Here is a 21702-nt window from a genome sequence, read left to right on the forward strand (position 1 = left end):
TTATCGTAGCTTCAGTTTCGATCGATACGGCGACCAAATACCACGCTGGTATTGGTTCTCAGAACCCCGGGGATTTTTGCCAGTTCGTCCACGAGGATATCGAGATCTTCTATCCTTGGAGCCTCGGCAGACAGCAGCAGATCAAACTCACCGTTTATAGACAAGCAAAGTTTTACCTCTGGATAAGCCTCGAGCCTTTTTATGATGCGCGAGGTCTCTTTCTGCTGAACTTCAAGCATGACGATGACCTGAACCCTTGGAGTGTCGTCCGAATCGCGAAGAATAACCGAGTAACCTGCGATCACACCGCGTTCCTGCATGCGGTTAATACGTTCGTGCACCGTTGTCCGGGCGACGCCGAGTGTAGCGGCAATGCGCGTGGTTGAATCCCGGGCATTGTGTTGCAGGGCGGCGATGATACGGCGGTCAAGTTGATCCATGTTAGCTTAGGTGTAGTGCAGAAGGACCCGCAGGCTCAAGGGTCGTCAGCGCGTAAATGCGCTGCCGCTTCGCCCGACTCCGATGGCCATAACAAAAAGGCGAAGATCAGCCCCATAACGGAAGCCACGGTCATCCACGCCAGGGCAGACGTTGCACCGTTTGCCGTCATCAGCCATCCAGCCAACGGGTATAAAACTAACCAACACGCATGCGACAAGGTGAATTGTGCGGCGAATAGGGCCGGTCGATCCTCGGGTATAGCGGAGCGTGTCAGAAGGCGGCCCGACGGTGTCAGGGTTGCTGAATATCCAAACCCCACACAGGCCCATAAAAACGTTAGCAACGTAAGCGACAGCGGAATTGTTGCCGACAGAACAGCCGAGACAGCCATCGCCATGGTGCCTATCAGAGCACCGGTTAGCATAACGCTTCGATCCATAAATCGAGTCAGCAAGGAAGGAAGCGCGAACGCGGCCAGCATCGAACCTCCTCCAAATCCAGCGAGTGCGATGGCTACGTCCCTGTCACCAAGGCCAAGATCAGCTCGGATTATGACGACGGTATTGACAATTACCATCGAGCTGAGTGCTGCCGCGTTCCAGTTCAACGCAAGAAGACCTCGCAAACGCTGGGTTCGCAGATAAAGCAAAATGCCTCGGGTGGTTCTGTCATAGATTCCCCTCCGTTTCGCAGGCTTGGGCGAAGGCAGGACAACGGAAATAACCAAAAGCGCAGATGCGAAAAATCCCAGGCTGGTCCCCCAGAACAAACTTTCAAAACTGACAACCATTAACAGGATAGCAGCCAGCATCGGGCTAAGCAGGCTTTCCATGTCCATTGCCAGCCGGGACAAGGACAGGGCTTTGGTATAATCACTCTCGTCCGTTAAAACGTCGGGAATCGTAGCTTGAAATGCGGGTGTGAAACCTGCCGAAGCTGATTGCAGTAAAAAGATAAGGACGTAGACCTGCCATACTTCTGTGACAAAAGGCAAACCGATTGCGACCGCAGCACGCAAAAGATCAAGCGCAATGAGCATCTTGCGTCGGTCTGCCTGCTGAGCGAATGCAGCCGCCAATGGTGCGATTACTACATAGGCAACCATCTTGATTGTTAGGGCAGTGCCTAACACTAATCCGGCTTGATCACCGGCCAGATCGTAAGCCAGTAGACCCAGCGCCACAGTTGCCAGTCCAGTTCCTGTAAGCGCCACGATCTGGGCGCCGAACAGATGCCGGTAGACACGGTTTCGAAACACACTCAGCATGGATCAAAGGTACTTTGTGATCGTCTTGAAATCTTCTGTATTTGAGTTTCCATTATTGAGTTCAGTCGACAGGCAGTGGTCGATATGGTCGTGAATCAAAATGCGTTTGGCGTTGGTAATAGCTTTTTCTACCGCAAACAGCTGTTGAGCGATGTCCACGCAGGGCTCTTGCCCTTCTAGCATCGCGATGACCTTTGACAGGTGACCGTGCGCCCGCTTCAGACGCGCTGTAATCTCAGGGTGGGATTGGTGTACATGATCAGGCATTTTATATCCCTATCCCCCCCTATAGGATAGGGTCAACGGTTTACATTTGCATTCGGAACAGTGTCGCCGATGGCGTTGAGTTTAGCCGCCAAACGCCCTATCTCGGGATCAACAAGGCACAAAGGAAAACTCCGTGGCGAACCACTTGTACAAAAACGACCTACCTGACGGTTTGGATTTGGGTCCGGTTGTGGCCATTGATTGTGAGACAATGGGTTTGAATCCCCATCGCGATCGGCTTTGCGTTATTCAGATGTCGGGCGGAGATGGCGACAGCCATATCATTCAGGTGGAAAAGGGTCAGACGTCGGCGCCCAACTTGTCTGCAATGCTCGAAGATCCAGATGTTTTAAAGCTATTCCATTTCGGTCGCTTCGACATTGCGGCCATGTACCACACTTTTGGTTCTCTGGCAGCGCCAGTTTATTGCACCAAGATCGCCAGCCGGCTTGTGCGCACATACACTGATCGGCATGGTTTGAAGAACTTGTGTCAGGAGCTTCTTGGTGTCGATATCTCGAAACAACAGCAAATGAGCGACTGGGGTGCAGAAACCCTGACTGATGCTCAGCTGGACTATGCCGCCTCGGACGTTTTGTACCTTCACCGTTTGCGTGATGAGTTGGACGTGCGGCTTGCTCGCGAAGAGCGATCGGAAATGGCCCAGGCCTGTTTTGAATTTCTGCCGATGCGTGCGAAGCTAGACCTCGCAGGTTGGCCCGAAACTGATATTTTTGCGCACTCATGACGGAAACGGAATCCTTTCTGATAACTGCACGGCAGGTCGTCACAGACGAGGCGCGCGCCCTGGATGTTCTTGCGGATGGTTTGGACGAGAATTTCGCTGAGGCAGTGCAGATGATCTTGAGCGCGACTGGCCGCATCATCGTAAGCGGTATCGGCAAGTCCGGACATATAGGGCATAAGATTGCGGCCACATTGGCAAGTACGGGCACGCCTGCGTATTTCGTGCATCCCGCCGAAGCCAGCCATGGTGATCTTGGGATGGTGTCGAAAGGCGACGTCGTGTTGGCCATTTCGAATTCCGGCGAAGCGCCCGAGTTGGTGAACCTGCTGACTTTTACGCGACGCTTCGGAATTCCACTGATAGGCTTGTCCAGCAAGCCGGAAAGCACGCTAATGAAACAGGCGGATGTGCAGCTATTAATCCCTTCTTTGGGTGAGGCTTGCGGATATGGCATGGTGCCTTCGATTTCGACTACATTGACTTTGGCCATGGGCGATGCGCTGGCCATCGCTTTGATGAAGTACCGCGATTTCCAGCCCGCGAATTTTCGCGACTTTCACCCTGGTGGAAAGTTAGGAGCGCAGCTGAGCAAAGTGCGAGATTTGATGCACGCGGACACGCCAATCGTTTCTGCTGGAACGCCTATGAGCGATGCTTTGATTGTCATGAGCCAAAAGAGTTTTGGTGTCGTAGGCGTAGTGGATGGCGAAGATCGTTTGTTGGGCATTGTCACCGACGGCGATTTGCGCCGTAACATGGATGGTCTATTGGAAAAAGATGTCGAAAAGGTCATGACGAGCAATCCATTGACTATCTCGCCGAATGCAATGGCAGAAGAGGCGGTCGCGATTATGAATGATCGCAAGATCACCTCGCTTTTCGTTGTGGACCCCGAGGAACAGGGCCAGGCGCAGGGGCTATTGCACATCCACGATTGTTTGAGAGCCGGTCTGGGATGAGGAGGGCCGAGGTGGATCGCTACTCGCGTATGGTGCAGTTCTTCAAGGTTCTGCTTCCGCTGGTGGCGATATTTCTTTTGGCTACGGTATTCTTGTTGTCTCGCAGCGTTGAAACCAACGTAACCGGACCATTCTCGAACGATGCGATTGACCAACGTTTGTCGGATCAGGTGGTCACATTGCCGGACTATAAGGGTGTTACCCGCAAGGGCGAACAAGTGCGGGTCGAGGCCCGCCGAGCTAGTCAGGGTCGGGAGGGTGATGACCCAAAAGCGACCGAGATCGAAGGAAAATATGACCTGAGAAACGGGCGCCAGATCACCATGGTATCCAACTCAGGGACAATCCGGCCCGACAAGGGTACGGCCACTTTTGTGGGTGATGTGGTGATTACAACTGCAGACGGGATTCAAGTTACTACTGACTTGTTGAACACATCTTTGGAAGAAATTCGGGGCGATACGCCTGGGCATGTTGATGGTACGGGGCCAATCGGCGATTTTACTGCCGGACGTATGAAATTTGGAACGGAAAAAAGGAATGGGCCGGTTCATATTTTTTTTACAGACGGCGTGAAGCTGATATATGAACCCCAAAAAGCTGAAAGATAACCTGTGTTTGAATTACGTGTAGCCTTTGTTTCCTTTGTTTTAACGATGTGCGCCTTATCCGCACCGGCGCAGGAGGCTCAGGTAGCGTTTGGATCAGCGAATGCGGATCCGACCTTGCCCGTCGAGGTCACGTCTGAGCTTCTGAACGTAAATCAAGAAGACGGATCAGCTGAATTCCTAGGCAATGTCATCGTGATCCAAGGCGAAATGCGACTAACCGCTGAACGCGTTCTGGTAATATACAACGAAGAAAAATCAGCTATTGAAAGGATGGAAGCCACCGAGAATGTCGTGTTGGTCAGCCCTCCGGATGCGGCAGAGGGGGATTGGGCGGAATACACCATAGACTCGGGTGTGATCGAAATGAAGGGCAATGTTCTGCTCACGCAGGGGCCAAGCGTCATTAGCGGTGACGAAATGATTGCCAACCTTACCACTGGTTTGGCCACGATGACCGGGCGGGTCAAAACAATTCTTCAGCCGAGCGGAAACTAATGAACAATCCAGTACTTTCTATTGCTGAAGGATCTTCAGGTCTAAGAATTGAAAAGCTGCGAAAGTCTTATCGAAAGAAGACGGTGATCCGCGACGTTTCCATGACCCTTGACCGATCAGAGGTAGTGGCGTTGTTGGGGCCGAACGGCTCTGGTAAAACAACGACTTTTTATTCAGTGGCCGGGCTGGTTTTCCCCGAAGCAGGTACAGTCACGATTGATGGGCAGATTGTAACCACCTTGCCAATGTACCGGCGTGCCCGTTTGGGAATCGGATACTTGCCTCAAGAAATGTCGATCTTTCGCGGGATGAGCGTCGAAGACAACATTTCTGCCGTGTTGGACATTACTGTTGATCACGCGCATCGCCGAAAGGAACGATTGGAAGAACTGCTCGCTGATTTTTCAATCGAGCACTTGCGTCGCGCGCCTGCATTGGCACTGTCGGGCGGAGAACGCCGCCGGGTGGAAATCGCGCGGTGCCTGGCGGCGAACCCGAAATATCTGTTGCTGGACGAGCCTTTTGCCGGGGTCGATCCCATAAGCGTCGGGGATATCCGTCATCTTGTTGCTGATCTGAAAAAACGCGGCATCGGTGTGTTGATCACTGACCATAACGTACGGGAAACATTGGAAATCGTGGATCGCGCCTACATCTTGCATGACGGGCAGGTTTTGATGTCGGGCACGCCGGACGAAGTGGTGGAAAACGAAAACGTGCGGCGTGTGTATTTGGGTGAAAACTTCCGTATTTCATGAGCTTGCGTGTTTTGGTGTCGGGAACCCAAAGGAAATCGCGTATATACACGCCTGTTTTGATTGACTCTTCCGCCGTCTCTTGCCTCAATTGGCGTATGGCATTTCATCGGTTCCAATTTGGATCTCGACCTCCCTTCGCGGAAGGGCCGGGGCGAAATAAACTGCAGAAATCGTCGTTACCCCCCACCCGATAACAACAAGCTCGTTGCGTAACGCAACGTCATAATGGGTGTGAATTGTGAAGGAGACCACATGCGTTACCAAATCAGCGGAAAACAGATCGACATTGGTGCGGCTCTGCAGACCCACGTGCAGACTGAACTGGGCGAGGTCGTTGGAAAATACGCCCAGCGGCCAACGGATGCCAACGTCGTCTTTTCCCGTTCAGCGCATGAATATGTGTGCGAAACTACTGTACATCTGTCCACTGGCCTGACGGCGCAAGCCAAAGCACATGCGACCGAGATTTATGCGGCGTTCGAGGCGTGCTGTGACAAGATGGAAACACAATTGCGTCGTTATAAACGTCGCCTAAAGGATCATCACAAGGATCGGTCCGAGCCGGTTGAACTCTTTGGCGCGTCCTCTTATATCCTCGCCTCTGACGAATCGGAGACGGCCGACGAACCGGAATCGCTGCAGCCAATGATCGTGGCTGAGATGGAAACTAAAATTCCATCGCTTAGTGTAGGTGAGGCCGTTATGCAGATGGAGCTTGCTGGCGCACCGGTGCTAGTGTTCCGCAATGAGAGCAAGGATGGATTAAATGTCGTGTATCGTCGGGACGACGGTAACATAGGCTGGATTGATCCATAACAGGCAAGGGTAACTGGGCGCCTTCTGCAAGGTCAGGAGGCCGTCATGGAGCATGATTATGGAGCTTTCGAGCATACTAAAGCCCGAAGCAGTACGTGTTTTATCGGCAGCTTCCAGCAAGAAGCGGCTTTTTCAAGAGATCGGAGATGTCGCGGCATCAACGATGGGTTTGGATTCGCAGTCGATTGTCGACAACCTGCTGGAGCGTGAAAGTCTGGGTCCAACCGGTGTCGGACATGGCGTTGCCCTGCCGCACGCGCGCCTATCCGATCTGGAAGCGGTAGCCGGAGTGTTTATTCTGCTGGAAAAACCACTCGATTTCGGATCCGTCGACAGACAGCCAGTAGATCTTGCGTTTTCGCTATTTGCACCGGAGGAAGCCGGCGTCGATCATTTAAAGGCACTTGCACTTGTTTCACGTACGCTCCGCGAATCGACAGTCTGCGCCAAGCTGAGGTCTAACCCAGACCCGGTGAAGTTATACGCCATTCTGACCGAGGCGCAGTCTATGCAGGCTGCGTGAACTTCGGAAAGTTTAGCAAACGATGGTGCTTATTATTTGAAACACTTGCGTCTGTTTCAATGGACTAAGAACCCAATTTTCAACTGACTTACCTGGGTCAGCCACCAGCGCCCATTTCCAATGTCCACCAGATTTTCCCGCCGCCTTCCTGGTGCCAGGCAAATCCCATCTGCGTTGCATTGGGGTCCATGATGACAGCCCTTGGACCGGGCTCTTGCATCCACGCGGCCAGCGTTTCAGTTTCAGTTTCATAAGTCTCGGAGATAGCCTCGCCAAGGAATCTGCCGGAATACCCCGACCGAGCGGCGCGATCGATGGGTGATGATCCGTCAGAACCAAAGTGCCATGGGCGATTCTGTCGTGCCATATCCTTGGAATGGGTTGCCGCAGCAGCATTCAGACGAGAATTGAGCTGCACCGGCTGGAGGCCCTGCGCCTGACGCAAAGCATTGACCGAGTCCAGCATCCGGAATTGTAGCTTTTCCGGGTTGCCTCGAATCTTGTAAACCGTCGGTAAGGGTCGCCCATCCGCCCCTATGGCGGTCGTGCGCGAAGTATCGCAAGCTGTCAGCGCGACAAGGCAAATCGAAAGAAAAATTAGAATACGCGTCATGTTGGGCCCAAATTTTGTGTCGATAAGGGAAATAGCCTGCATGAAGCCCTGGGGCAAATGCGCATTGGTGTTAACCCGCATGATTCTGCCGGTTTGATTTGCGACTGAAGCATTCTAGCAATAGAGTACCTTAGTTTTTTGAGATTCTCTTAGAGAAGGACCGCCCATCATGGTCAAGAAGAACATTTTACAGCCGACGCGCCGCGGTTTCATGGCCGGTGCAATGGTCAGCCTCGCATCGCCTGCAGTCGCTCAATATATCCCGGGTGACCCGCTGCGACCTGCGCCGGAACCGGAACCGGAGGTTCGGCGCAACGTGTCGGGCTTTCGTGCGCTGGACTGGCGACCTTATTTCTCGAATACCAGAAATGGTGCGATTTTGGTCGATACAGTGTCTAGAGCGTTGCATTACTGGTCTGATGATCAAACCGTATACAAACTTTACCCTTCTTCGGTGCCGCTGACCGAAGAATTGACCCGAAGGGGTCGAACAAGTGTGATCCGCAAGGTCGAAGGCCCTAGCTGGTCTCCGACGCCTTCGATGAAGAAGCGAAATCCGGAATGGCCCGATTATATCCCACCTGGACCGGATAACCCTTTGGGAACGCACGCTTTGTACCTGAGCTGGAAGTATTATCGCATTCATGGAACCCATGACACGCGAAAAATCGGGCGTAGGTCTTCGAATGGCTGCATTGGATTGTTCAACGAGGACATCGCTGAGCTGTTCGGAATGGCCAGGGTTGGCACGCAAGTGTTGCTAATTTGACGACATTTTGGCGCACGAACTCTCTTGGATCGCAAGTTGCAATTGCATTCCCCATGCATTGCTGATTAATAAAATTCACGAGGTAAGTCTTGGATGCGCGATCCAGATCAATGGATTCGCGCAAATTCTGGAGGTTAATTATGAAGAAACTCGTTCTCGCTGCTGCACTGACTGCTGCCGCTTCGACCGCATATGCTGGCAACCTGGAAGAGCCGGTTGTTGAAGCACCTGTAGTTGTCGAAGAAACTCAGGGTTCGTCGCAGGGCATCATCCTGCCGTTGATCCTGCTGGTTGTTGTAGCCGCGGCTGTCGCAGCAAGCTAAGTCGACGAGACACTACCAATTAAAGAGGCGGTGGACTGGTCCACCGCCTTTTTTTGTTACTCCAGCCATCCAAGCAGGTTGTCCTGAATAATTTTTCCCAAAGCTGTAATGTGCGATTCGTCGTCGTTGAGGCAGGGAATATAGGTGAAACTTTCACCGCCAGCCTCTTCAAAGCTTTCTTTTATCTCTTCGTTAATCTCTTCCAGCGTTTCGATGCAATCCGCGGAAAATGCAGGTGCTATTACGGCGATGTTCTTTTTCCCTTGCCGCGCAAGATCGGCAACGTGGTCAACTGTGTAGGGTTTCAACCACTCCTCGGGTCCGAATCGCGATTGGAAAGTCGAAATAATCTGATCATCGTTCCAACCAAGGCGCTCTTTCAAAAGTCTTGAGGTTTTTACGCATTGACAGTGATAGGGGTCACCCTGTTTTAGATACCGTTCCGGCATTCCGTGGTAAGAGCAGACCAATATGTCTGGCTTATCTTCCATCAATGCGTAAGCGCGTTCAACCGAACCAGCCAGAGCGTCAATATAAGCGGGTTCACTGAAGTAAGCGGGAACGGTTCGGCTGGCAGGTTGCCAGGTCTCCTCCATCAGGGCGCGGAAAAACTGATCGTTGGCCGTCGCCGTCGTTGCACCGGCGTATTGCGGATAAAGAGGAAAAAACAGGATCCGGTCGCAACCTTCTGCCACCATATGCCGGACTTTAGATTTGGTGGCCGGATTTCCGTATCGCATGCAGAAATCAACCAGCACCTTATCACCGTATCGCTCATGCATGGCTTTTTGCAATTTGGCGGTCTGGTCTTTGGTGATCGTCATCAACGGACTTTCACCTTTGTCGTGGTTCCAGATCGATTTATACGCCTCACCAGAACTAAACGGGCGTTTTGTCAGGATGATGCCTTGCAGAATTGGCTGCCATTTCCATGGTGGATAGTCGATCACACGTCGATCTGACAGAAACTCGTTCAGATAGCGCCGCATCGGCCAATAAGTGTAATCGTCCGGGGTACCAAGATTTGCCAATAATATTCCCACACGGCCCATTTTGACTTTTGGGTGATCCGCTGGTGCGTGCGCGGGGCGAATGGCATCAAACATTTTGGACTTCCTGATTTTCCTGTTCTGACCTCAGATAACGGGAAATGCTCGCTCGTCAATCAGGCAGTTTACGTTCATCTGTGCGTAGGGCATGAGCCAGCCGCGTCTGGGCCGACCCCGGACGGAGCGGTTTGGGCTGGCTGTCATCTGGTGACCAGCCGGTGAGGCAAATCAATTCGAAAGTAGCTGTCAGGCGCCCAGAAGGAGATGTGAAATTCTCCGAATAAATGGCCTGTGCCGCGTTGAACAGCCCTCGACGGGTAAGTGTTCTTCGACGCGCTGAAAGTGCATTCGTTTCTCCCATGGATCGAAGATCATGCATCAGATGCCACAGATCGCGGTATTCCACACTCAGCGGCACGGAGTCTGCTACCGGCAGCGCAAATCCGGCTCTCTGCAGCAAACCTCCTAAATCACGCAGTTCGCCCATAGGAGCGACGCGTGGGCTTAGCCCGCCGGTTATTTCGATCTCAGCTTGACCCAATGCGGCGCGTAATTCGGTCAAGGTATCGCCGCCCAAACAGATTGCCAGCAGCAATCCGTCTGGGCGCAACGCCCGGTGGCATTGGATTAATTGACCGACTGGATCGTTGGCCCAGTGTAAAGCCATGGCGTGGATCACTAGGTCATTCGAAGCCGGAGACAGTTCCAGTACGTCATCGTCCAAAACAACGTCGGCCTCCGGAAACCTTTCGGTCCAGACTTTTGGGAACGGGCTGACAATTATGGGAGACGTAAATGTCTTGTTAACCAAATTCAGGCGATCATGTACTTCATCAGCCGCTGCGCGATGCAGAAACAGATCCTCGATGCGCGCCCGGGCGCGGTGAAGGGCAAGGATCTTACGATCAAAAAGTGAGGGTGCGTTGGAGGCAGGTAACTTCATGAGCTGCACGTATCGCATTCGTCAAGGGATTCAAACTGCTGTTGAGCTAATCTATCCACCGCGTTGCACGGGTTGCGGCGACCTGACGGAATCAGATTTCGGCCTCTGTGGCAAATGCTGGAGGGAAACACCGTTTATCAGTGGGACAGTCTGCGAGAGTTGCGGGATGCCGTTACCCGGTGCAAAAGACGGGTATCGTGTCGAATGTGACGATTGCCTGAAATCACCGCGCCCTTGGAGGGATGGCCGGGCCGCCCTGATTTATCAGGGAAAGGCACGATCATTAGTTCTCGCCCTAAAACACGGAGATCGCCCAGAGTTGGCGCGACCCGCTGCGCGCTGGATGTTTCAGGCCGGGCGCGAGCTTTTTTGTCAAAACATGCTCGTTGCCCCTGTCCCGTTGCATTGGACTCGCCTGTTGAAGCGTCGATATAATCAATCCGCCTTACTGGCTCAGCAATTGGCACGGGAAAGTGGAATGGACTGGTGCCCGGACCTGTTGGTGCGGACTGAAAGAACACCGGTTTTGGATGGAAAGACTGCCGCAGAGCGCGCCCAAGTCATGTCAGGATCGGTCTCTGTTAATCAGCGGTGGGCGGAACGACTCCAAAAGCGTAAAGTGCTATTAGTTGATGACGTGATGACTTCGGGCTCGACCCTATCAGCCTGCGCGAGTGCATGTGTTTCATCCGGGGCCAATCATATTTTCGTGTTGGTGCTGGCGCGCGTTGCCAAGGATGCCTAATTCGCGCAGGATTGTGCGAAACCCAAAGGTACGGAATATGAAGCCGGTTGAAATTTATACCTCGCCTTTATGTGGTTATTGCCACGCGGCCAAACGACTGCTGAAACAGAAGGGCGTCGAGTTCAAAGAAGTCGACGTGCTGCTGCATCCAAAGCGTAAGCCCGAAATGATCGAACGTGCCGGTGGGAAGCGCACAGTGCCGCAGATTTTCATTGGCTCGACGCACGTCGGTGGTTGCGATGATTTGTACGAGCTTGAGCGTCAGGGCAAGCTGGACCATTTGCTTGCTGCATGATGAAGACTGCATTGCTGCAAATCACTTCGTCTGACGATCCGGCCGAAAACTTGGAAATGGTTCGGTCCATGACGAGCGATGCCGCCGACATGGGCGCACAGTTCATTCTGACGCCAGAGGTCACAAATTGTGTTTCGACCAGTGCGACGCGTCAAGTTGAGGTTTTGCAGCATGAGGCAGATGACATTACTTTGGCGGGTCTGCGTAGTGAGGCTGCGAAGTTGGGGGTTTGGCTACTGATTGGGTCTCTTGCCATTAAGACGCAGGACAAGGACGGACGTTTTGCAAATCGGTCGTTCTTGATCGATCCGCAAGGGCAGATAGTGGCCCGATATGACAAGATCCACATGTTCGACGTGCAAGTTTCAGAGGCCGAAACTTTTCGGGAGTCCAAGAATTACAGGCCCGGCCGCAAGGCAGTGGTCGCAGCGACAGAGTTTGGAAAAGTCGGCCTGACAATCTGCTACGATATTCGTTTTGCGCATCTCTACGCTGCGCTCACACAAGAAGGCGCGCGCATCCTGACGGTTCCGTCCGCATTCTCTCCGGTGACCGGCGCGGCACATTGGGAATCGTTGTTACGCGCCCGAGCTATTGAAAACGGCTGCTGGGTACTTGCACCTGCGCAAACGGGTGAACACCCGAAAACCCGGGGAAAGACGCGCCACACTCATGGTCACAGCATGGTTGTTTCCCCTTGGGGAGAGGTGCTGATCGACGCAGGGACTGATCCGGGCATTCACATTTTCAATTTGGATGATAGTTCTGTGACAGAGGCGCGCCGTCGTGTGCCCTCGCTTTCACATTGCCGTCCTTTCGACGGACCTTGATCCAGAACCGGACCATGACTGAAGATACAAACGCCCTGGCGGTCACTTTGTTCAGCGAGATTCTGACCGCAGATCAATTATTGCGGAACCGGCTGAGCCGTGTACTGCCAAAAGGTATGGAGATTTCTCACTTTTCGGTCCTGAACCATTTGGTCTTCGCTGGGGACGAGCGCAGTCCGGCACAATTGGCCAATACGTTTCACGTAACACGCGGCGCAATGACCAATACTTTGGCCAAGCTGGAATGGGCAGGTTACATTCACATCCGGCCTGACTGGGACGATGCGCGTAGAAAAATGGTAGCGATCAGCCCAGCAGGTCGTCGTGCGAGGGATCAAGCGATTTCGTCGATAGCTCCGCTGATCAACCAAGTGGTCGAAGAGTTGGGTCATGAACGCGTGCGCGCAACACTTCCTGTCCTTCGCGACTTGAGAATGCAGTTGGAAGGTGAATAGCCTCAGCCGGGCTTTACGCTTGCCGTTACGTAATTCACGCTCAGGTCGCGGTGGGATATGGACCAGCTCCATCGAACTGGGTTGAACACAAATCCCTTGCGATCCACCGGGTTCAATCCGGCGTTTCTCAGCAGCTCGAACAGTTCGTCCGGTGTGATGAACTTATTCCACTCATGCGTACCGCGAGGTAGCCAACGCATTACCACTTCGGCTCCAAAGATGGCCATCGCGTAAGATTTCGGGTTGCGGTTGATGGTCGAGCAAATTTCCAATCCACCGGGTTTCAAAAGTTGTTGCGTTGCCGTCAGAAAACTCAGCGGGTCCGCTACGTGTTCGACAACTTCCATATTCAGAACAATGTCAAATTGTTCGCCTGCTGCTGCCATCGATTCGGCAGTGGCGTGGCGATAATCGATCGAAAGTCCGGATTTTTCGGCGTGAATGCGTGCGACAGGCAGGTTGCCTTCGGCCGCATCCGCACCTACGACTTCCGCGCCAAGACGTGCCATGGGTTCACTTAGCAAACCGCCACCACACCCAATGTCAAGCAGGCGCAAACCTTTAAAAGGGGACAAAGTCGTCAAATCACGATCAAATTCTCCCGCGATCTGCTGTGTGATATAGTCCAACCGACAAGGGTTGAGCATGTGCAGCGGTTTGAATTTTCCGTGCGGGTCCCACCATTCGGCGGCCATAGCCTCGAATTTTGCGATCTCTGACGGGTCCACTGTGTTCGGATGCGCTTGCATTCCTGTCTCCGTATGCTCTTTTACGCTTAGGGACTATATAGGCCAATAATGGACAAGTACTCGGACCAAAAGCGCGCAGTTCAATATTTGTACCCGCCGATCGATCCGTTCGATCAGCGAATGGTGGATATGGGCGATGGGCACCGGATATATGTCGAGCAATCAGGCAATCCGGACGGTATACCTGTTGTTGTTCTGCACGGTGGGCCAGGCGGCGGTTGCAGCCCCGCGATGCGGCGATATTTCGATCCGCAGGCATATCGTGTGATTTTGTTCGATCAGCGAGGGTGCGGACGATCCCGCCCCACCGCGTCGGTACAAAACAACACGACCTGGCATCTTGTCGCCGACATAGAGCGATTGCGGAAGTTGTTCGAGATCGAGAAGTGGATAGCCTTCGGCGGCAGTTGGGGCGCCACTCTTGCACTCGCATATGCGCAAACCCATCCGGGCCGTGTCAGCTGCTTGGTGCTAAGGGGAGTCTTTATGATGACTCAAGCCGAGTTGGATTGGTTCTATGGCGGTGGAGCGGGTAAGTTCTGGCCCGAACAATGGGCCAAATTCACATCTCTGCTGCCGGAGTCGGAACAGTCCGATGCTATAAGGGCTTACAACAAGCGCCTGTTCTCAGGCGATCGCGCGACAGAGATTCTGTATGCCCGGGCCTGGTCTCATTGGGAAAACGCACTTGCATCAATTCACACCAACGGGTCGGTCGGGGAAAGCCCCGGAGAATACGCACGGACCTTTGCCAGACTCGAGAACCATTATTTCATCAACGGCGGTTTCATGGAGTTTGATGGTCAAATCCTAAAGAACATGGACCGGATTGCTCATATCCCGGGCCATATAGTTCAGGGCCGTTATGATATGATCTGTCCACCCAAAGCCGCCTGGAAGCTTTCCGAACGGTGGCCGAACGCCGAGTTGAGAATGGTGCGAAATGCAGGTCACGCCCTTTCAGAGCCGGGCATCAGTGCTGAACTGATCCGAATCATGGATCGCTTGGCGGAGGAGGATGCATGACCCGGATCGATCGCCGAGCGTTGTTTGCATCCGGTGCAGCGGCCGCCTTGCTGGCTGCCACAGGTGCGTCACTTGCGGATATTCCGAAAAAGGGCGGAACCTTGCGTGTGGCAGTGCCCCGCGATGACAGTCTGGAGCAGGTTGCGCGCGGTGCTGTGTTTGACACGCTGACTGAAGTCGCCCCCGATGGTACCCTGCGAGGAGAACTGACGACTGGTTGGGAAACTGACTTCGAGGCGCGGCTTTGGAGTTTTCAGCTTCGCGACGACGTCTTGTTTCACGACGGCGCACCTCTGGATATCCAAGATGTTTTAGTGGTGTTAAGTGAGGTTGGGAAAGTCGAGGCTTTGTCGTCCAATAGCTTGCGGCTTGAGCTTGTTGAGCCCAATCCAGGCTTACCGTTTCTTCTAGCCGATAGCCGCTTTGTCATCACCCGTGGCGGTCAAAGTGTGTCGCCACTGCATGAGGCTAACGGTACCGGTTGTTACAGCGTGGAACGAGCCGAAGACATGCGCCATTTCCTTGGACGTAGGGTTGCGGGGCACTACAAAGACAATTTAGCAGGATGGGCTGAAACGATTGAGGTTATAGTAATCCCTGACGCTCAAGTTCGCGCCGAGGCATTGCGCGACGGTTATGTGGACGTCGCGGCCTTTCCAGACCCCAATGATTTGCGCGGTGTAAGCGGCTTACGGTATTTTCCGTCAAAGGCGGACTCGGCGCTTGCTGTTGCGCCCAACGTAGGTGTGCCACGTCGAGTAGGGGAAGGTCGAGCGCTGGACGACGGCCGCTTGGCTGAAAGATGGTGGTTGGCCTAAAACCTAAGCCCTGAAAAATTGACAAGAAGGTACGTATCACTAACCTGATCAGGTAAGCGGAGGATATTTACATGTCCGATAAAACCATTGTCGAAGAACGCGAAAACGGGCCACTGATTGTAAAAAACCTTCATTCGATGCGTGGTTCCGATGGATCCGAGATTGAAGTTAAACAAGTCATGGCTTTGTGCCGTTGCGGGCATTCGGCAAACAAGCCTTTTTGCGATGGAACACATTCTAAGGTCGGCTTTGAAAGCCGTGGAGGAACCCCAGCTGGCAGCGACCGGATTATCGGATATCGCGGCGAATCTGTGACCGTGAGCTTCAATCCGCTTTTGTGCTCGCATGCAGCTGAATGCGGGCGTCTGGCCTCCAACATTTTTAACCCTTCACAAAAACCATGGGTTCAACCAGACCGCGGAACCACCGAAGAAGTTCGGGAAGTAGTATCTGCTTGCCCTTCTGGCGCTTTGGCCTTGGGAGACGATGAAACCCGAGAGCATCTGCATGCCGCCCGTGCCCAGATCGAGGTGCAAAAGGACGGCCCGTATTGGGTTCTCGGGGTCGAGCCGCCTATCGATTTGCAGGCGAAAGGGGCGTGTCAAAGCAAATATGTTCTGTGCCGTTGTGGCAAATCGGGCAACAAACCTTTCTGTGATGGAACGCATCGTGACATAGGGTGGTCGGACACTGATTAGATGGCAGTTGAACAATATCTGACATTCGCCTTGCAGACTCGGATTATCCTGCGTATATGCAAGTTCAACAGCGGCGTGTCGGGCTAAGGTCCGGGGCTCCACCGGAAAAGATCGACGGGCCGCGCGCCCGTTTTTTTGTGCCCGACCGAAGGGTAAAGACCGAATGACTAACGACTTGATAGCCAAAGCTGCCATTGATAGGCGACTGGCCGAGATCATCACACCGGTGATCGAGGATCTGGGGTATGAGCTGGTCCGCATTCGCCTGATGAGCGGCAAGCAGACCACTTTGCAGATCATGGCCGATAAGCCTGAAGGCGGCATAGAAGTGGACGATTGCGCCGAGATTTCGAACGCTGTCAGCGCGACTTTGGATGTCGAGGACCCGATACTTGACGCTTATACACTGGAAGTATCCAGCCCCGGCATTGACCGCCCTCTGACCCGTCTCAAGGATTTTGAGACGTTCGAAGGTTATGAGGCCAAGATTGAGACCTCAGAGCTGATCGACGGCCGCCGCCGCTTTAAGGGCGAACTTGCCGGGATCGAAGGGGAAGAGGTCTTGATCAACATCCCGGAAGGGTCTGAGGTGATCACTATTGGGCTGAATTTCGATTGGCTCAGCGATGCTAAATTGGTTCTGACCGATGACCTGATCAAAGAAATGCTGCGCCAGCGCAAGGACGCCGGCGCCTTGAACGAAAATGCCTTCGACGAGATTGAGACCGAAGGGTCCGAAGAGGAGACGAACTGATGGCAATTACGTCAGCCAACCAGCTGGAGCTGTTGCAGACCGCCGAGGCCGTGGCACGCGAAAAGATGATCGACCCCGGTTTGGTCGTCGAAGCGATGGAGGAATCGCTCGCTCGTGCAGCCAAGAGCCGCTACGGCGCCGAGATGGACATTCGTGTATCGATTGACCGCAAAACCGGTAAAGCAACCTTTACTCGGGTCCGGACTGTTGTTGAGGACGACGAGCTTGAAAATTATCAGGCCGAGTTTACTGTAGAGCAGGCCAAACAATATATGGAAAGCCCTGAAGTTGGCGATGTGTTTATCGAGGAAGTTCCACCGGTAGAAATGGGGCGGATCGCAGCGCAGTCTGCCAAACAGGTCATTCTGCAGAAAGTTCGCGAAGCAGAGCGGGATCGCCAATACGAAGAATTCAAAGATCGTGCTGGCACAATTATCAATGGTGCTGTTAAACGCGAAGAATTCGGTAATGTCATTATTGACCTTGGTGGAGCCGAGGCGGTTCTGCGGCGCAATGACAAGATCGGCCGCGAAAGCTATCGCCCCAATGATCGTGTACGTGCCTATATAAAAGAAGTGCGTCGCGAAGTCCGAGGGCACCAGATTTTCCTGTCGCGTACAGCGCCAGAGTTTATGGCCGAGCTTTTCAAAATGGAAGTTCCGGAAATCTATGATGGCATTATCGAAGTCAAAGCGGTGGCACGGGATCCCGGATCGCGCGCCAAGATCGCTGTTATTTCGTACGACGGTTCCATTGATCCCGTCGGTGCCTGCGTTGGTATGCGCGGGAGCCGTGTTCAGGCGGTCGTGAATGAACTTCAGGGCGAAAAGATCGATATCATCCCTTGGAATGAAGATCAGCCAACCTTCTTGGTGAACGCTCTGCAACCGGCCGAAGTGTCCAAAGTGGTTCTGGACGAGGAAGCGGGCAAGATCGAGGTTGTGGTCCCCGAGGAACAGTTGAGCCTTGCCATAGGGCGCCGAGGTCAAAACGTACGTCTGGCCAGCCAGCTAACAGGCCTGGACATCGACATAATGACCGAAGCCGAAGAATCGGCGCGTCGCCAGAAGGAATTCGAAGCCCGTACCCAATTGTTTATGGACAGCCTGGATTTGGATGAATTCTTTGCCCAACTGTTGGTTTCCGAAGGCTTCACTAATCTTGAAGAAGTTGCATATGTGGAAATCGAAGAGCTGTTGGTTATCGACGGTGTAGATGAAGGAACCGCGCAGGAACTGCAGACCCGAGCGCGTGAATTCCTTGAGGCTCAGGCCAAAGCGGCTTTGGATGCTGCTCGAGCTTTGGGTGCCGAGGATAGCCTTATTGAATTCGAAGGGCTGACACCCCAGATGGTAGAAGCGCTGGCCAAGGACGATGTGAAGAATTTGGAAGACTTCGCAACGTGCGCGGATTGGGAATTGGCAGGCGGTTGGACAACTGTCGATGGAGAGCGCATCAAGGATGACGGTGTCTTGGAACCTTTTGGCGTTACGCTGGAAGAGGCTCAGGATTTGGTGATGACTGCGCGGATCATGTTGGGTTGGGTTGATCCAGCCGAGTTGGAGCAGGTCGCGGAAGAAGGCGAAGCAGTCGAAGAGGAGGCAGAGGCCTGATTTCAGGCCTCGGATGGTGCGAATGGGTCGCGGCGGCGTCCATAAAGATCGGTCTGACGGACCCGAGCGCAAGTGCATTGCGACTGGCGAAGTACAGCCAAAATATGGGTTGATCCGATTTGTGACGGGACCGGATGGTCAGGTTTATCCGGATGTCGCGTCCAAGCTGCCGGGACGTGGTGTCTACGTAGCCGCTGACCGGGTCGCCTTGGACAAGGCTGTGGGCAAAAAGTTGTTTGCCCGAGGTTTTAAGGCGCAGGTTGGCATACCGAACGACCTAACGGCCGAAGTGGAACGTCAAGTGTTGCGCCGGGTTATTGAATTGCTGAGCCTCGCCCGAAAGTCTGGCGATGCGGTCGCAGGATACGAAAAGGTCAAGACCTGGCTGGACAGGGAAGAAGCTCAGGTGCTGATTCAGGCTGCCGATGGATCGGGGCGCGGAAAGTCAAAATTAAGCACTCCGCACTTTGGAAATTACATCGGCTGGTTGACTGCGGACGAGTTAGGGCAGGCATTTGGGCGCCAAACTGTGATTCATGCGGCGCTCGCCTCTGGCGGACTCGCCAAACGTGTTGTAGAGGAAGCGCAGCGCTTGCGCGGTTTGCGCGAAAAGGATGACGGCGGCAGCGGCCGCTCGGAAGGGTAAGAAGCTTTATGAGCGATAATGACGGCAAAAAGACATTGGGTCTGCGTGGCGGGGCACGTCCCGGAAATGTGAAACAAAGTTTCAGCCATGGACGGACCAAGAATGTCGTGGTGGAAACCAAGCGCAAACGCGTCGTGGTTCCCAAGCCGGGCGCGACCAAGCCCGGTGCTGGCGCCGCACCTTCGGGTGACCCATCGCGTCGACCTGCGGGAATTTCCGATGCGGAAATGGCACGCCGCATGAAGGCGCTGCAAGCGGCCAAAGCAAGAGAGGCTGAAGAGGTCGCCGCACGTGAGGCCGAGGAAAAAGCGCGCGAGGAAGAACGTGCCCGCCGTCGCGCCGAACAAGAGGCCAAGGAACGCGAACAGCGTGAAGCTGAAGAGCGCGCTCGGGCAAAGGCCGAAGAGGAAGAGCGTAGCCGAAAAGAGGCCGAGGAAGCAGCTAAGCTTGCTGCTGCAGCTCCGCCGCCAGAAGAGCCTAAGGCGGCCAGGGCGCCATCGAGCAAACCGGCACCGGCTTCGGCGTCGCGCAAGCAAGATCGCGAACGAGAGCAGCGCGGGTCACGTAAAGGCCGAGAGGACAACCGCCGCTCGGGTAAGCTGACACTGGGACAGGCGACCAGCGGCGAAGGCAGTCGCCAACGTTCCATGGCATCAATGAAGCGAAAGCAGGAGCGCGCTCGTCAAAAAGCTATGGGCGGTACGGTCGAGCGGGAAAAGGTAATCCGTGATGTTCAGCTGCCTGAGGCGATCATGGTTTCCGAGTTGGCCAACCGGATGGCTGAACGAGTCGCCGATGTGGTTAAGTCGTTGATGCAGATGGGTATGATGGTGACGCAGAACCAAACCATCGATGCAGACACTGCGGAACTGATCATCGAAGAGTTTGGTCACAAGGTCACCCGCGTCTCTGATTCGGACGTCGAAGACGTCATTAAGGAAGTTGAAGACGCAGATAAGGATCTCAAACCGCGTCCGCCTGTGATTACGATCATGGGTCACGTTGACCATGGTAAGACCTCGCTGCTGGACGCCATCCGCGACGCCCGGGTTGTGGCTGGTGAAGCTGGTGGTATCACGCAGCATATCGGTGCCTATCAGGTAAAAACTGATGATGGTGTCACACTGACATTCCTTGACACGCCGGGCCACGCGGCATTTACGTCGATGCGCTCGCGCGGGGCTCAGGTGACGGATATCGTCGTTTTGGTTGTTGCTGCTGATGACGCGGTGATGCCGCAGACCATCGAGGCGATCAATCATGCCAAAGCGGCTGGTGTCCCGATGATTGTTGCGATCAACAAGATCGACAAGCCCGAGGCGAACCCGGACAAGGTGCGAACGGACCTGTTGCAACACGAGGTCATCGTCGAAAAGATGTCGGGTGAGGTTCAGGACGTTGAAGTTTCAGCGATTACGGGCCAAGGCCTCGATGAACTGCTGGAAGCTATTGCACTGCAGGCCGAGATTCTGGAACTCAAAGCCAATCCAGATCGGGCAGCGCAAGGCGCCGTGATCGAGGCGCAACTGGACGTGGGTCGTGGCCCCGTAGCTACCGTTCTGGTTCAGAATGGTACACTGCGTCAGGGCGATATCTTTGTTGTTGGCGAGCAGTACGGTAAGGTCCGCGCTTTGATCAACGATAAGGGAGAGCGCGTCAAAGAGGCAGGGCCTTCTGTCCCGGTTGAAGTTTTGGGTCTCAACGGCACCCCTGAAGCGGGTGATGTTCTGAATGTGACTGAAACCGAAGCGCAGGCACGCGAAATCGCAGCCTATCGTGAGCAGGCCGCAAAAGACAAGCGAGCTGCCGCCGGTGCCGCGACCACCCTTGAACAACTGATGCAGAAAGCCAAAGAAGACGAAAACGTCACCGAATTGCCCATTCTGATGAAAGCTGACGTTCAAGGTTCTGCCGAAGCCATTGTTCAGGCAATGGAGAAAATCGGTAACGAAGAAGTGCGTGTACGAGTCCTGCATTCTGGTGTCGGTGCTATCACCGAGACGGATGTTGGACTTGCCGAAGCTTCAGGTGCACCAATCTTTGGTTTTAACGTCCGTGCCAATGCTTCTGCGCGAAATACCGCGAACCAAAAAGGTGTGGAAATCCGTTACTACTCGGTGATTTATGATCTAGTGGACGATGTTAAAGCCGCTGCATCAGGTCTGCTAAGCGCAGAGATTCGTGAGAAATTCATCGGTTACGCCGAGATCAAAGAGGTCTTCAAGGTTACTGGTGTCGGCAAGGTCGCGGGCTGTTTGGTTACAGAAGGTGTGGCACGCCGGTCGGCAGGTGTACGCCTACTGCGCGACAATGTGGTAATCCACGAGGGCACGCTCAAGACGCTGAAGCGTTTCAAGGACGAAGTGGCGGAAGTTCAATCCGGTCAGGAATGCGGTATGGCATTCGAAAACTATGACGATATCCGAGCTGGTGACGTCATCGAGATTTTCGAACGCGAAGAAGTAACTCGCACGCTTGACTAAGCGAGCGA

The 21702-nt window shown here is 53.9% G+C and carries 27 protein-coding genes; 20 read left to right on the forward strand and 7 right to left on the reverse strand.

Going from position 1 to position 21702, the window contains the following annotated elements; all coding sequences use genetic code 11:
* Positions 1-11: 11 nt before the first annotated feature.
* The 3 genes from AC2FNV_RS03960 to AC2FNV_RS03970 are packed head-to-tail and all read right to left on the reverse strand — an operon-like array spanning position 12 to position 1975.
* Positions 12-440 carry an Lrp/AsnC family transcriptional regulator gene (locus AC2FNV_RS03960; protein ID WP_170474344.1) on the reverse strand — a complete coding sequence of 143 codons (429 nt, stop codon included), beginning with the start codon at positions 438-440 and terminating at the stop codon, positions 12-14.
* Between the two features lie 35 nt (positions 441-475).
* The gene (locus tag AC2FNV_RS03965) at positions 476-1708 is read right to left on the reverse strand and encodes an MFS transporter (RefSeq protein WP_170607471.1); all 1233 of its coding nucleotides are present in this window, start codon (positions 1706-1708) and stop codon (positions 476-478) included.
* A gap of 3 nt (positions 1709-1711) precedes the next feature.
* Positions 1712-1975 (reverse strand): metal-sensing transcriptional repressor, encoded by a 264-nt coding sequence (locus AC2FNV_RS03970; protein WP_170607473.1) that lies wholly within the window; start codon positions 1973-1975, stop codon positions 1712-1714.
* Positions 1976-2108: 133 nt separating this feature from the next.
* Between AC2FNV_RS03970 and AC2FNV_RS03975 the strand changes: the two genes are divergently transcribed.
* The 7 genes from AC2FNV_RS03975 to AC2FNV_RS04005 all read left to right on the forward strand — a co-directional run bounded on the left by AC2FNV_RS03975 (position 2109) and on the right by AC2FNV_RS04005 (position 6885).
* On the forward strand, positions 2109-2723 hold the full coding sequence (locus AC2FNV_RS03975; protein WP_170474352.1) for a ribonuclease D: 615 nt from the start codon (positions 2109-2111) through the stop codon (positions 2721-2723).
* The gene (locus AC2FNV_RS03980; protein WP_170607475.1) at positions 2720-3682 is read left to right on the forward strand and encodes a KpsF/GutQ family sugar-phosphate isomerase; all 963 of its coding nucleotides are present in this window, start codon (positions 2720-2722) and stop codon (positions 3680-3682) included. The genes AC2FNV_RS03975 and AC2FNV_RS03980 overlap by 4 nt, the downstream gene beginning before the upstream one ends.
* An 11-nt stretch (positions 3683-3693) precedes the next feature.
* Positions 3694-4293, forward strand: coding sequence for an LPS export ABC transporter periplasmic protein LptC (lptC, locus tag AC2FNV_RS03985; RefSeq protein ID WP_170607477.1), 600 nt, complete (start codon positions 3694-3696; stop codon positions 4291-4293).
* A 3-nt stretch (positions 4294-4296) separates the two neighbouring features.
* Entirely contained in the window at positions 4297-4788 is a 492-nt protein-coding gene (locus AC2FNV_RS03990) for an LptA/OstA family protein (protein ID WP_437436826.1), read from the forward strand.
* Positions 4788-5546, forward strand: a complete 759-nt coding sequence (gene lptB / locus AC2FNV_RS03995) for an LPS export ABC transporter ATP-binding protein (protein ID WP_170607479.1) — start codon at positions 4788-4790, stop codon at positions 5544-5546. Before AC2FNV_RS03990 ends, lptB begins: the two co-directional genes overlap by 1 nt.
* Positions 5547-5798: 252 nt before the next feature.
* The gene (hpf, locus tag AC2FNV_RS04000) at positions 5799-6362 is read left to right on the forward strand and encodes a ribosome hibernation-promoting factor, HPF/YfiA family (RefSeq protein ID WP_170607481.1); all 564 of its coding nucleotides are present in this window, start codon (positions 5799-5801) and stop codon (positions 6360-6362) included.
* 58 nt (positions 6363-6420) lie between these two features.
* A complete protein-coding gene (locus AC2FNV_RS04005; protein ID WP_170474369.1) occupies positions 6421-6885 on the forward strand; it encodes a PTS sugar transporter subunit IIA in 465 nt (154 codons plus the stop codon).
* Between the two features lie 97 nt (positions 6886-6982).
* Here the strand turns inward: AC2FNV_RS04005 and dalA are convergent, their stop codons facing one another.
* Positions 6983-7498 carry a divisome-associated lipoprotein DalA gene (gene dalA, locus AC2FNV_RS04010; RefSeq protein ID WP_254442627.1) on the reverse strand — a complete coding sequence of 172 codons (516 nt, stop codon included), beginning with the start codon at positions 7496-7498 and terminating at the stop codon, positions 6983-6985.
* Positions 7499-7667: 169 nt separating this feature from the next.
* Between dalA and AC2FNV_RS04015 the strand changes: the two genes are divergently transcribed.
* Both AC2FNV_RS04015 and AC2FNV_RS04020 read left to right on the forward strand, forming a co-directional pair.
* A complete protein-coding gene (locus AC2FNV_RS04015; protein ID WP_170474375.1) occupies positions 7668-8267 on the forward strand; it encodes a L,D-transpeptidase in 600 nt (199 codons plus the stop codon).
* A gap of 140 nt (positions 8268-8407) precedes the next feature.
* Positions 8408-8590, forward strand: a complete 183-nt coding sequence (locus AC2FNV_RS04020) for a hypothetical protein (protein WP_010442520.1) — start codon at positions 8408-8410, stop codon at positions 8588-8590.
* 56 nt (positions 8591-8646) lie between these two features.
* Here AC2FNV_RS04020 and hemH read toward each other — a convergent pair whose 3' ends face one another.
* Complete coding sequence (hemH, locus tag AC2FNV_RS04025) at positions 8647-9696, reverse strand: ferrochelatase (protein ID WP_170474378.1); 1050 nt, start codon at positions 9694-9696, stop codon at positions 8647-8649.
* A gap of 55 nt (positions 9697-9751) precedes the next feature.
* Positions 9752-10582 carry a methyltransferase domain-containing protein gene (locus tag AC2FNV_RS04030; RefSeq protein WP_170607483.1) on the reverse strand — a complete coding sequence of 277 codons (831 nt, stop codon included), beginning with the start codon at positions 10580-10582 and terminating at the stop codon, positions 9752-9754.
* Between AC2FNV_RS04030 and AC2FNV_RS04035 the strand changes: the two genes are divergently transcribed.
* From AC2FNV_RS04035 to AC2FNV_RS04050, 4 genes are read left to right on the forward strand one after another with little or no spacing between them, the layout of a single operon-like run.
* Entirely contained in the window at positions 10581-11327 is a 747-nt protein-coding gene (locus tag AC2FNV_RS04035) for a ComF family protein (protein WP_170607485.1), read from the forward strand. The two genes, AC2FNV_RS04030 and AC2FNV_RS04035, sit on opposite strands and share 2 nt — an antisense overlap.
* 37 nt (positions 11328-11364) lie before the next feature.
* Positions 11365-11622: a glutaredoxin 3 gene (gene grxC, locus AC2FNV_RS04040; RefSeq protein WP_170607486.1), complete on the forward strand. Its 258-nt coding sequence runs from the start codon at positions 11365-11367 to the stop codon at positions 11620-11622.
* Positions 11622-12452, forward strand: a complete 831-nt coding sequence (locus AC2FNV_RS04045) for a carbon-nitrogen hydrolase family protein (RefSeq protein WP_170607637.1) — start codon at positions 11622-11624, stop codon at positions 12450-12452. Before grxC ends, AC2FNV_RS04045 begins: the two co-directional genes overlap by 1 nt.
* 14 nt (positions 12453-12466) lie before the next feature.
* The gene (locus AC2FNV_RS04050; RefSeq protein WP_170474390.1) at positions 12467-12907 is read left to right on the forward strand and encodes a MarR family winged helix-turn-helix transcriptional regulator; all 441 of its coding nucleotides are present in this window, start codon (positions 12467-12469) and stop codon (positions 12905-12907) included.
* A gap of 2 nt (positions 12908-12909) precedes the next feature.
* Here AC2FNV_RS04050 and ubiG read toward each other — a convergent pair whose 3' ends face one another.
* Positions 12910-13656, reverse strand: coding sequence for a bifunctional 2-polyprenyl-6-hydroxyphenol methylase/3-demethylubiquinol 3-O-methyltransferase UbiG (gene ubiG / locus AC2FNV_RS04055; RefSeq protein WP_170607488.1), 747 nt, complete (start codon positions 13654-13656; stop codon positions 12910-12912).
* Positions 13657-13704: 48 nt separating this feature from the next.
* Here ubiG and pip point away from each other — a divergent pair, with 48 nt between their 5' ends.
* From pip to infB, 7 genes are all read left to right on the forward strand, one after another.
* Positions 13705-14682 carry a prolyl aminopeptidase gene (pip, locus tag AC2FNV_RS04060; protein WP_170474396.1) on the forward strand — a complete coding sequence of 326 codons (978 nt, stop codon included), beginning with the start codon at positions 13705-13707 and terminating at the stop codon, positions 14680-14682.
* On the forward strand, positions 14679-15500 hold the full coding sequence (locus AC2FNV_RS04065) for an ABC transporter substrate-binding protein (protein ID WP_170607490.1): 822 nt from the start codon (positions 14679-14681) through the stop codon (positions 15498-15500). The genes pip and AC2FNV_RS04065 overlap by 4 nt, the downstream gene beginning before the upstream one ends.
* A gap of 71 nt (positions 15501-15571) precedes the next feature.
* Complete coding sequence (locus AC2FNV_RS04070) at positions 15572-16198, forward strand: CDGSH iron-sulfur domain-containing protein (RefSeq protein ID WP_170607493.1); 627 nt, start codon at positions 15572-15574, stop codon at positions 16196-16198.
* Positions 16199-16361: 163 nt separating this feature from the next.
* Positions 16362-16952: a ribosome maturation factor RimP gene (gene rimP / locus AC2FNV_RS04075; protein ID WP_170474404.1), complete on the forward strand. Its 591-nt coding sequence runs from the start codon at positions 16362-16364 to the stop codon at positions 16950-16952.
* Entirely contained in the window at positions 16952-18565 is a 1614-nt protein-coding gene (nusA, locus tag AC2FNV_RS04080; protein WP_170607495.1) for a transcription termination factor NusA, read from the forward strand. The genes rimP and nusA overlap by 1 nt, the downstream gene beginning before the upstream one ends.
* A gap of 22 nt (positions 18566-18587) precedes the next feature.
* Complete coding sequence (locus AC2FNV_RS04085; protein ID WP_170474409.1) at positions 18588-19211, forward strand: RNA-binding protein; 624 nt, start codon at positions 18588-18590, stop codon at positions 19209-19211.
* An 8-nt stretch (positions 19212-19219) separates the two neighbouring features.
* On the forward strand, positions 19220-21694 hold the full coding sequence (infB, locus tag AC2FNV_RS04090; protein ID WP_170607496.1) for a translation initiation factor IF-2: 2475 nt from the start codon (positions 19220-19222) through the stop codon (positions 21692-21694).
* Positions 21695-21702: the final 8 nt, after the last annotated feature.

It is taken from the genome of Ruegeria sp. BHSA163, from assembly GCF_059613365.1.

Bases quoted from the DNA above. Each gene is read 5' to 3' on its own strand.
- infB (WP_170607496.1), top strand. From the start codon at position 19,220: ATGAGCGATAATGACGGCAAAAAGACATTGGGTCTGCGTGGCGGGGCA.
- AC2FNV_RS04030 (WP_170607483.1), bottom strand. From the start codon at position 10,582: ATGAAGTTACCTGCCTCCAACGCACCCTCACTTTTTGATCGTAAGATC.
- AC2FNV_RS03965 (WP_170607471.1), bottom strand. From the start codon at position 1,708: ATGCTGAGTGTGTTTCGAAACCGTGTCTACCGGCATCTGTTCGGCGCC.
- AC2FNV_RS03980 (WP_170607475.1), top strand. From the start codon at position 2,720: ATGACGGAAACGGAATCCTTTCTGATAACTGCACGGCAGGTCGTCACA.
- AC2FNV_RS04050 (WP_170474390.1), top strand. From the start codon at position 12,467: ATGACTGAAGATACAAACGCCCTGGCGGTCACTTTGTTCAGCGAGATT.
- nusA (WP_170607495.1), top strand. From the start codon at position 16,952: ATGGCAATTACGTCAGCCAACCAGCTGGAGCTGTTGCAGACCGCCGAG.
- rimP (WP_170474404.1), top strand. From the start codon at position 16,362: ATGACTAACGACTTGATAGCCAAAGCTGCCATTGATAGGCGACTGGCC.
- pip (WP_170474396.1), top strand. From the start codon at position 13,705: ATGGACAAGTACTCGGACCAAAAGCGCGCAGTTCAATATTTGTACCCG.
- lptB (WP_170607479.1), top strand. From the start codon at position 4,788: ATGAACAATCCAGTACTTTCTATTGCTGAAGGATCTTCAGGTCTAAGA.
- hemH (WP_170474378.1), bottom strand. From the start codon at position 9,696: ATGTTTGATGCCATTCGCCCCGCGCACGCACCAGCGGATCACCCAAAA.
- grxC (WP_170607486.1), top strand. From the start codon at position 11,365: ATGAAGCCGGTTGAAATTTATACCTCGCCTTTATGTGGTTATTGCCAC.
- AC2FNV_RS03960 (WP_170474344.1), bottom strand. From the start codon at position 440: ATGGATCAACTTGACCGCCGTATCATCGCCGCCCTGCAACACAATGCC.
- dalA (WP_254442627.1), bottom strand. From the start codon at position 7,498: ATGACGCGTATTCTAATTTTTCTTTCGATTTGCCTTGTCGCGCTGACA.
- AC2FNV_RS04045 (WP_170607637.1), top strand. From the start codon at position 11,622: ATGAAGACTGCATTGCTGCAAATCACTTCGTCTGACGATCCGGCCGAA.
- AC2FNV_RS04085 (WP_170474409.1), top strand. From the start codon at position 18,588: ATGGGTCGCGGCGGCGTCCATAAAGATCGGTCTGACGGACCCGAGCGC.
- hpf (WP_170607481.1), top strand. From the start codon at position 5,799: ATGCGTTACCAAATCAGCGGAAAACAGATCGACATTGGTGCGGCTCTG.
- AC2FNV_RS04005 (WP_170474369.1), top strand. From the start codon at position 6,421: ATGGAGCTTTCGAGCATACTAAAGCCCGAAGCAGTACGTGTTTTATCG.
- AC2FNV_RS03970 (WP_170607473.1), bottom strand. From the start codon at position 1,975: ATGCCTGATCATGTACACCAATCCCACCCTGAGATTACAGCGCGTCTG.
- AC2FNV_RS04020 (WP_010442520.1), top strand. From the start codon at position 8,408: ATGAAGAAACTCGTTCTCGCTGCTGCACTGACTGCTGCCGCTTCGACC.
- ubiG (WP_170607488.1), bottom strand. From the start codon at position 13,656: ATGCAAGCGCATCCGAACACAGTGGACCCGTCAGAGATCGCAAAATTC.
- AC2FNV_RS04035 (WP_170607485.1), top strand. From the start codon at position 10,581: ATGAGCTGCACGTATCGCATTCGTCAAGGGATTCAAACTGCTGTTGAG.
- AC2FNV_RS04065 (WP_170607490.1), top strand. From the start codon at position 14,679: ATGACCCGGATCGATCGCCGAGCGTTGTTTGCATCCGGTGCAGCGGCC.
- AC2FNV_RS04070 (WP_170607493.1), top strand. From the start codon at position 15,572: ATGTCCGATAAAACCATTGTCGAAGAACGCGAAAACGGGCCACTGATT.
- AC2FNV_RS04015 (WP_170474375.1), top strand. From the start codon at position 7,668: ATGGTCAAGAAGAACATTTTACAGCCGACGCGCCGCGGTTTCATGGCC.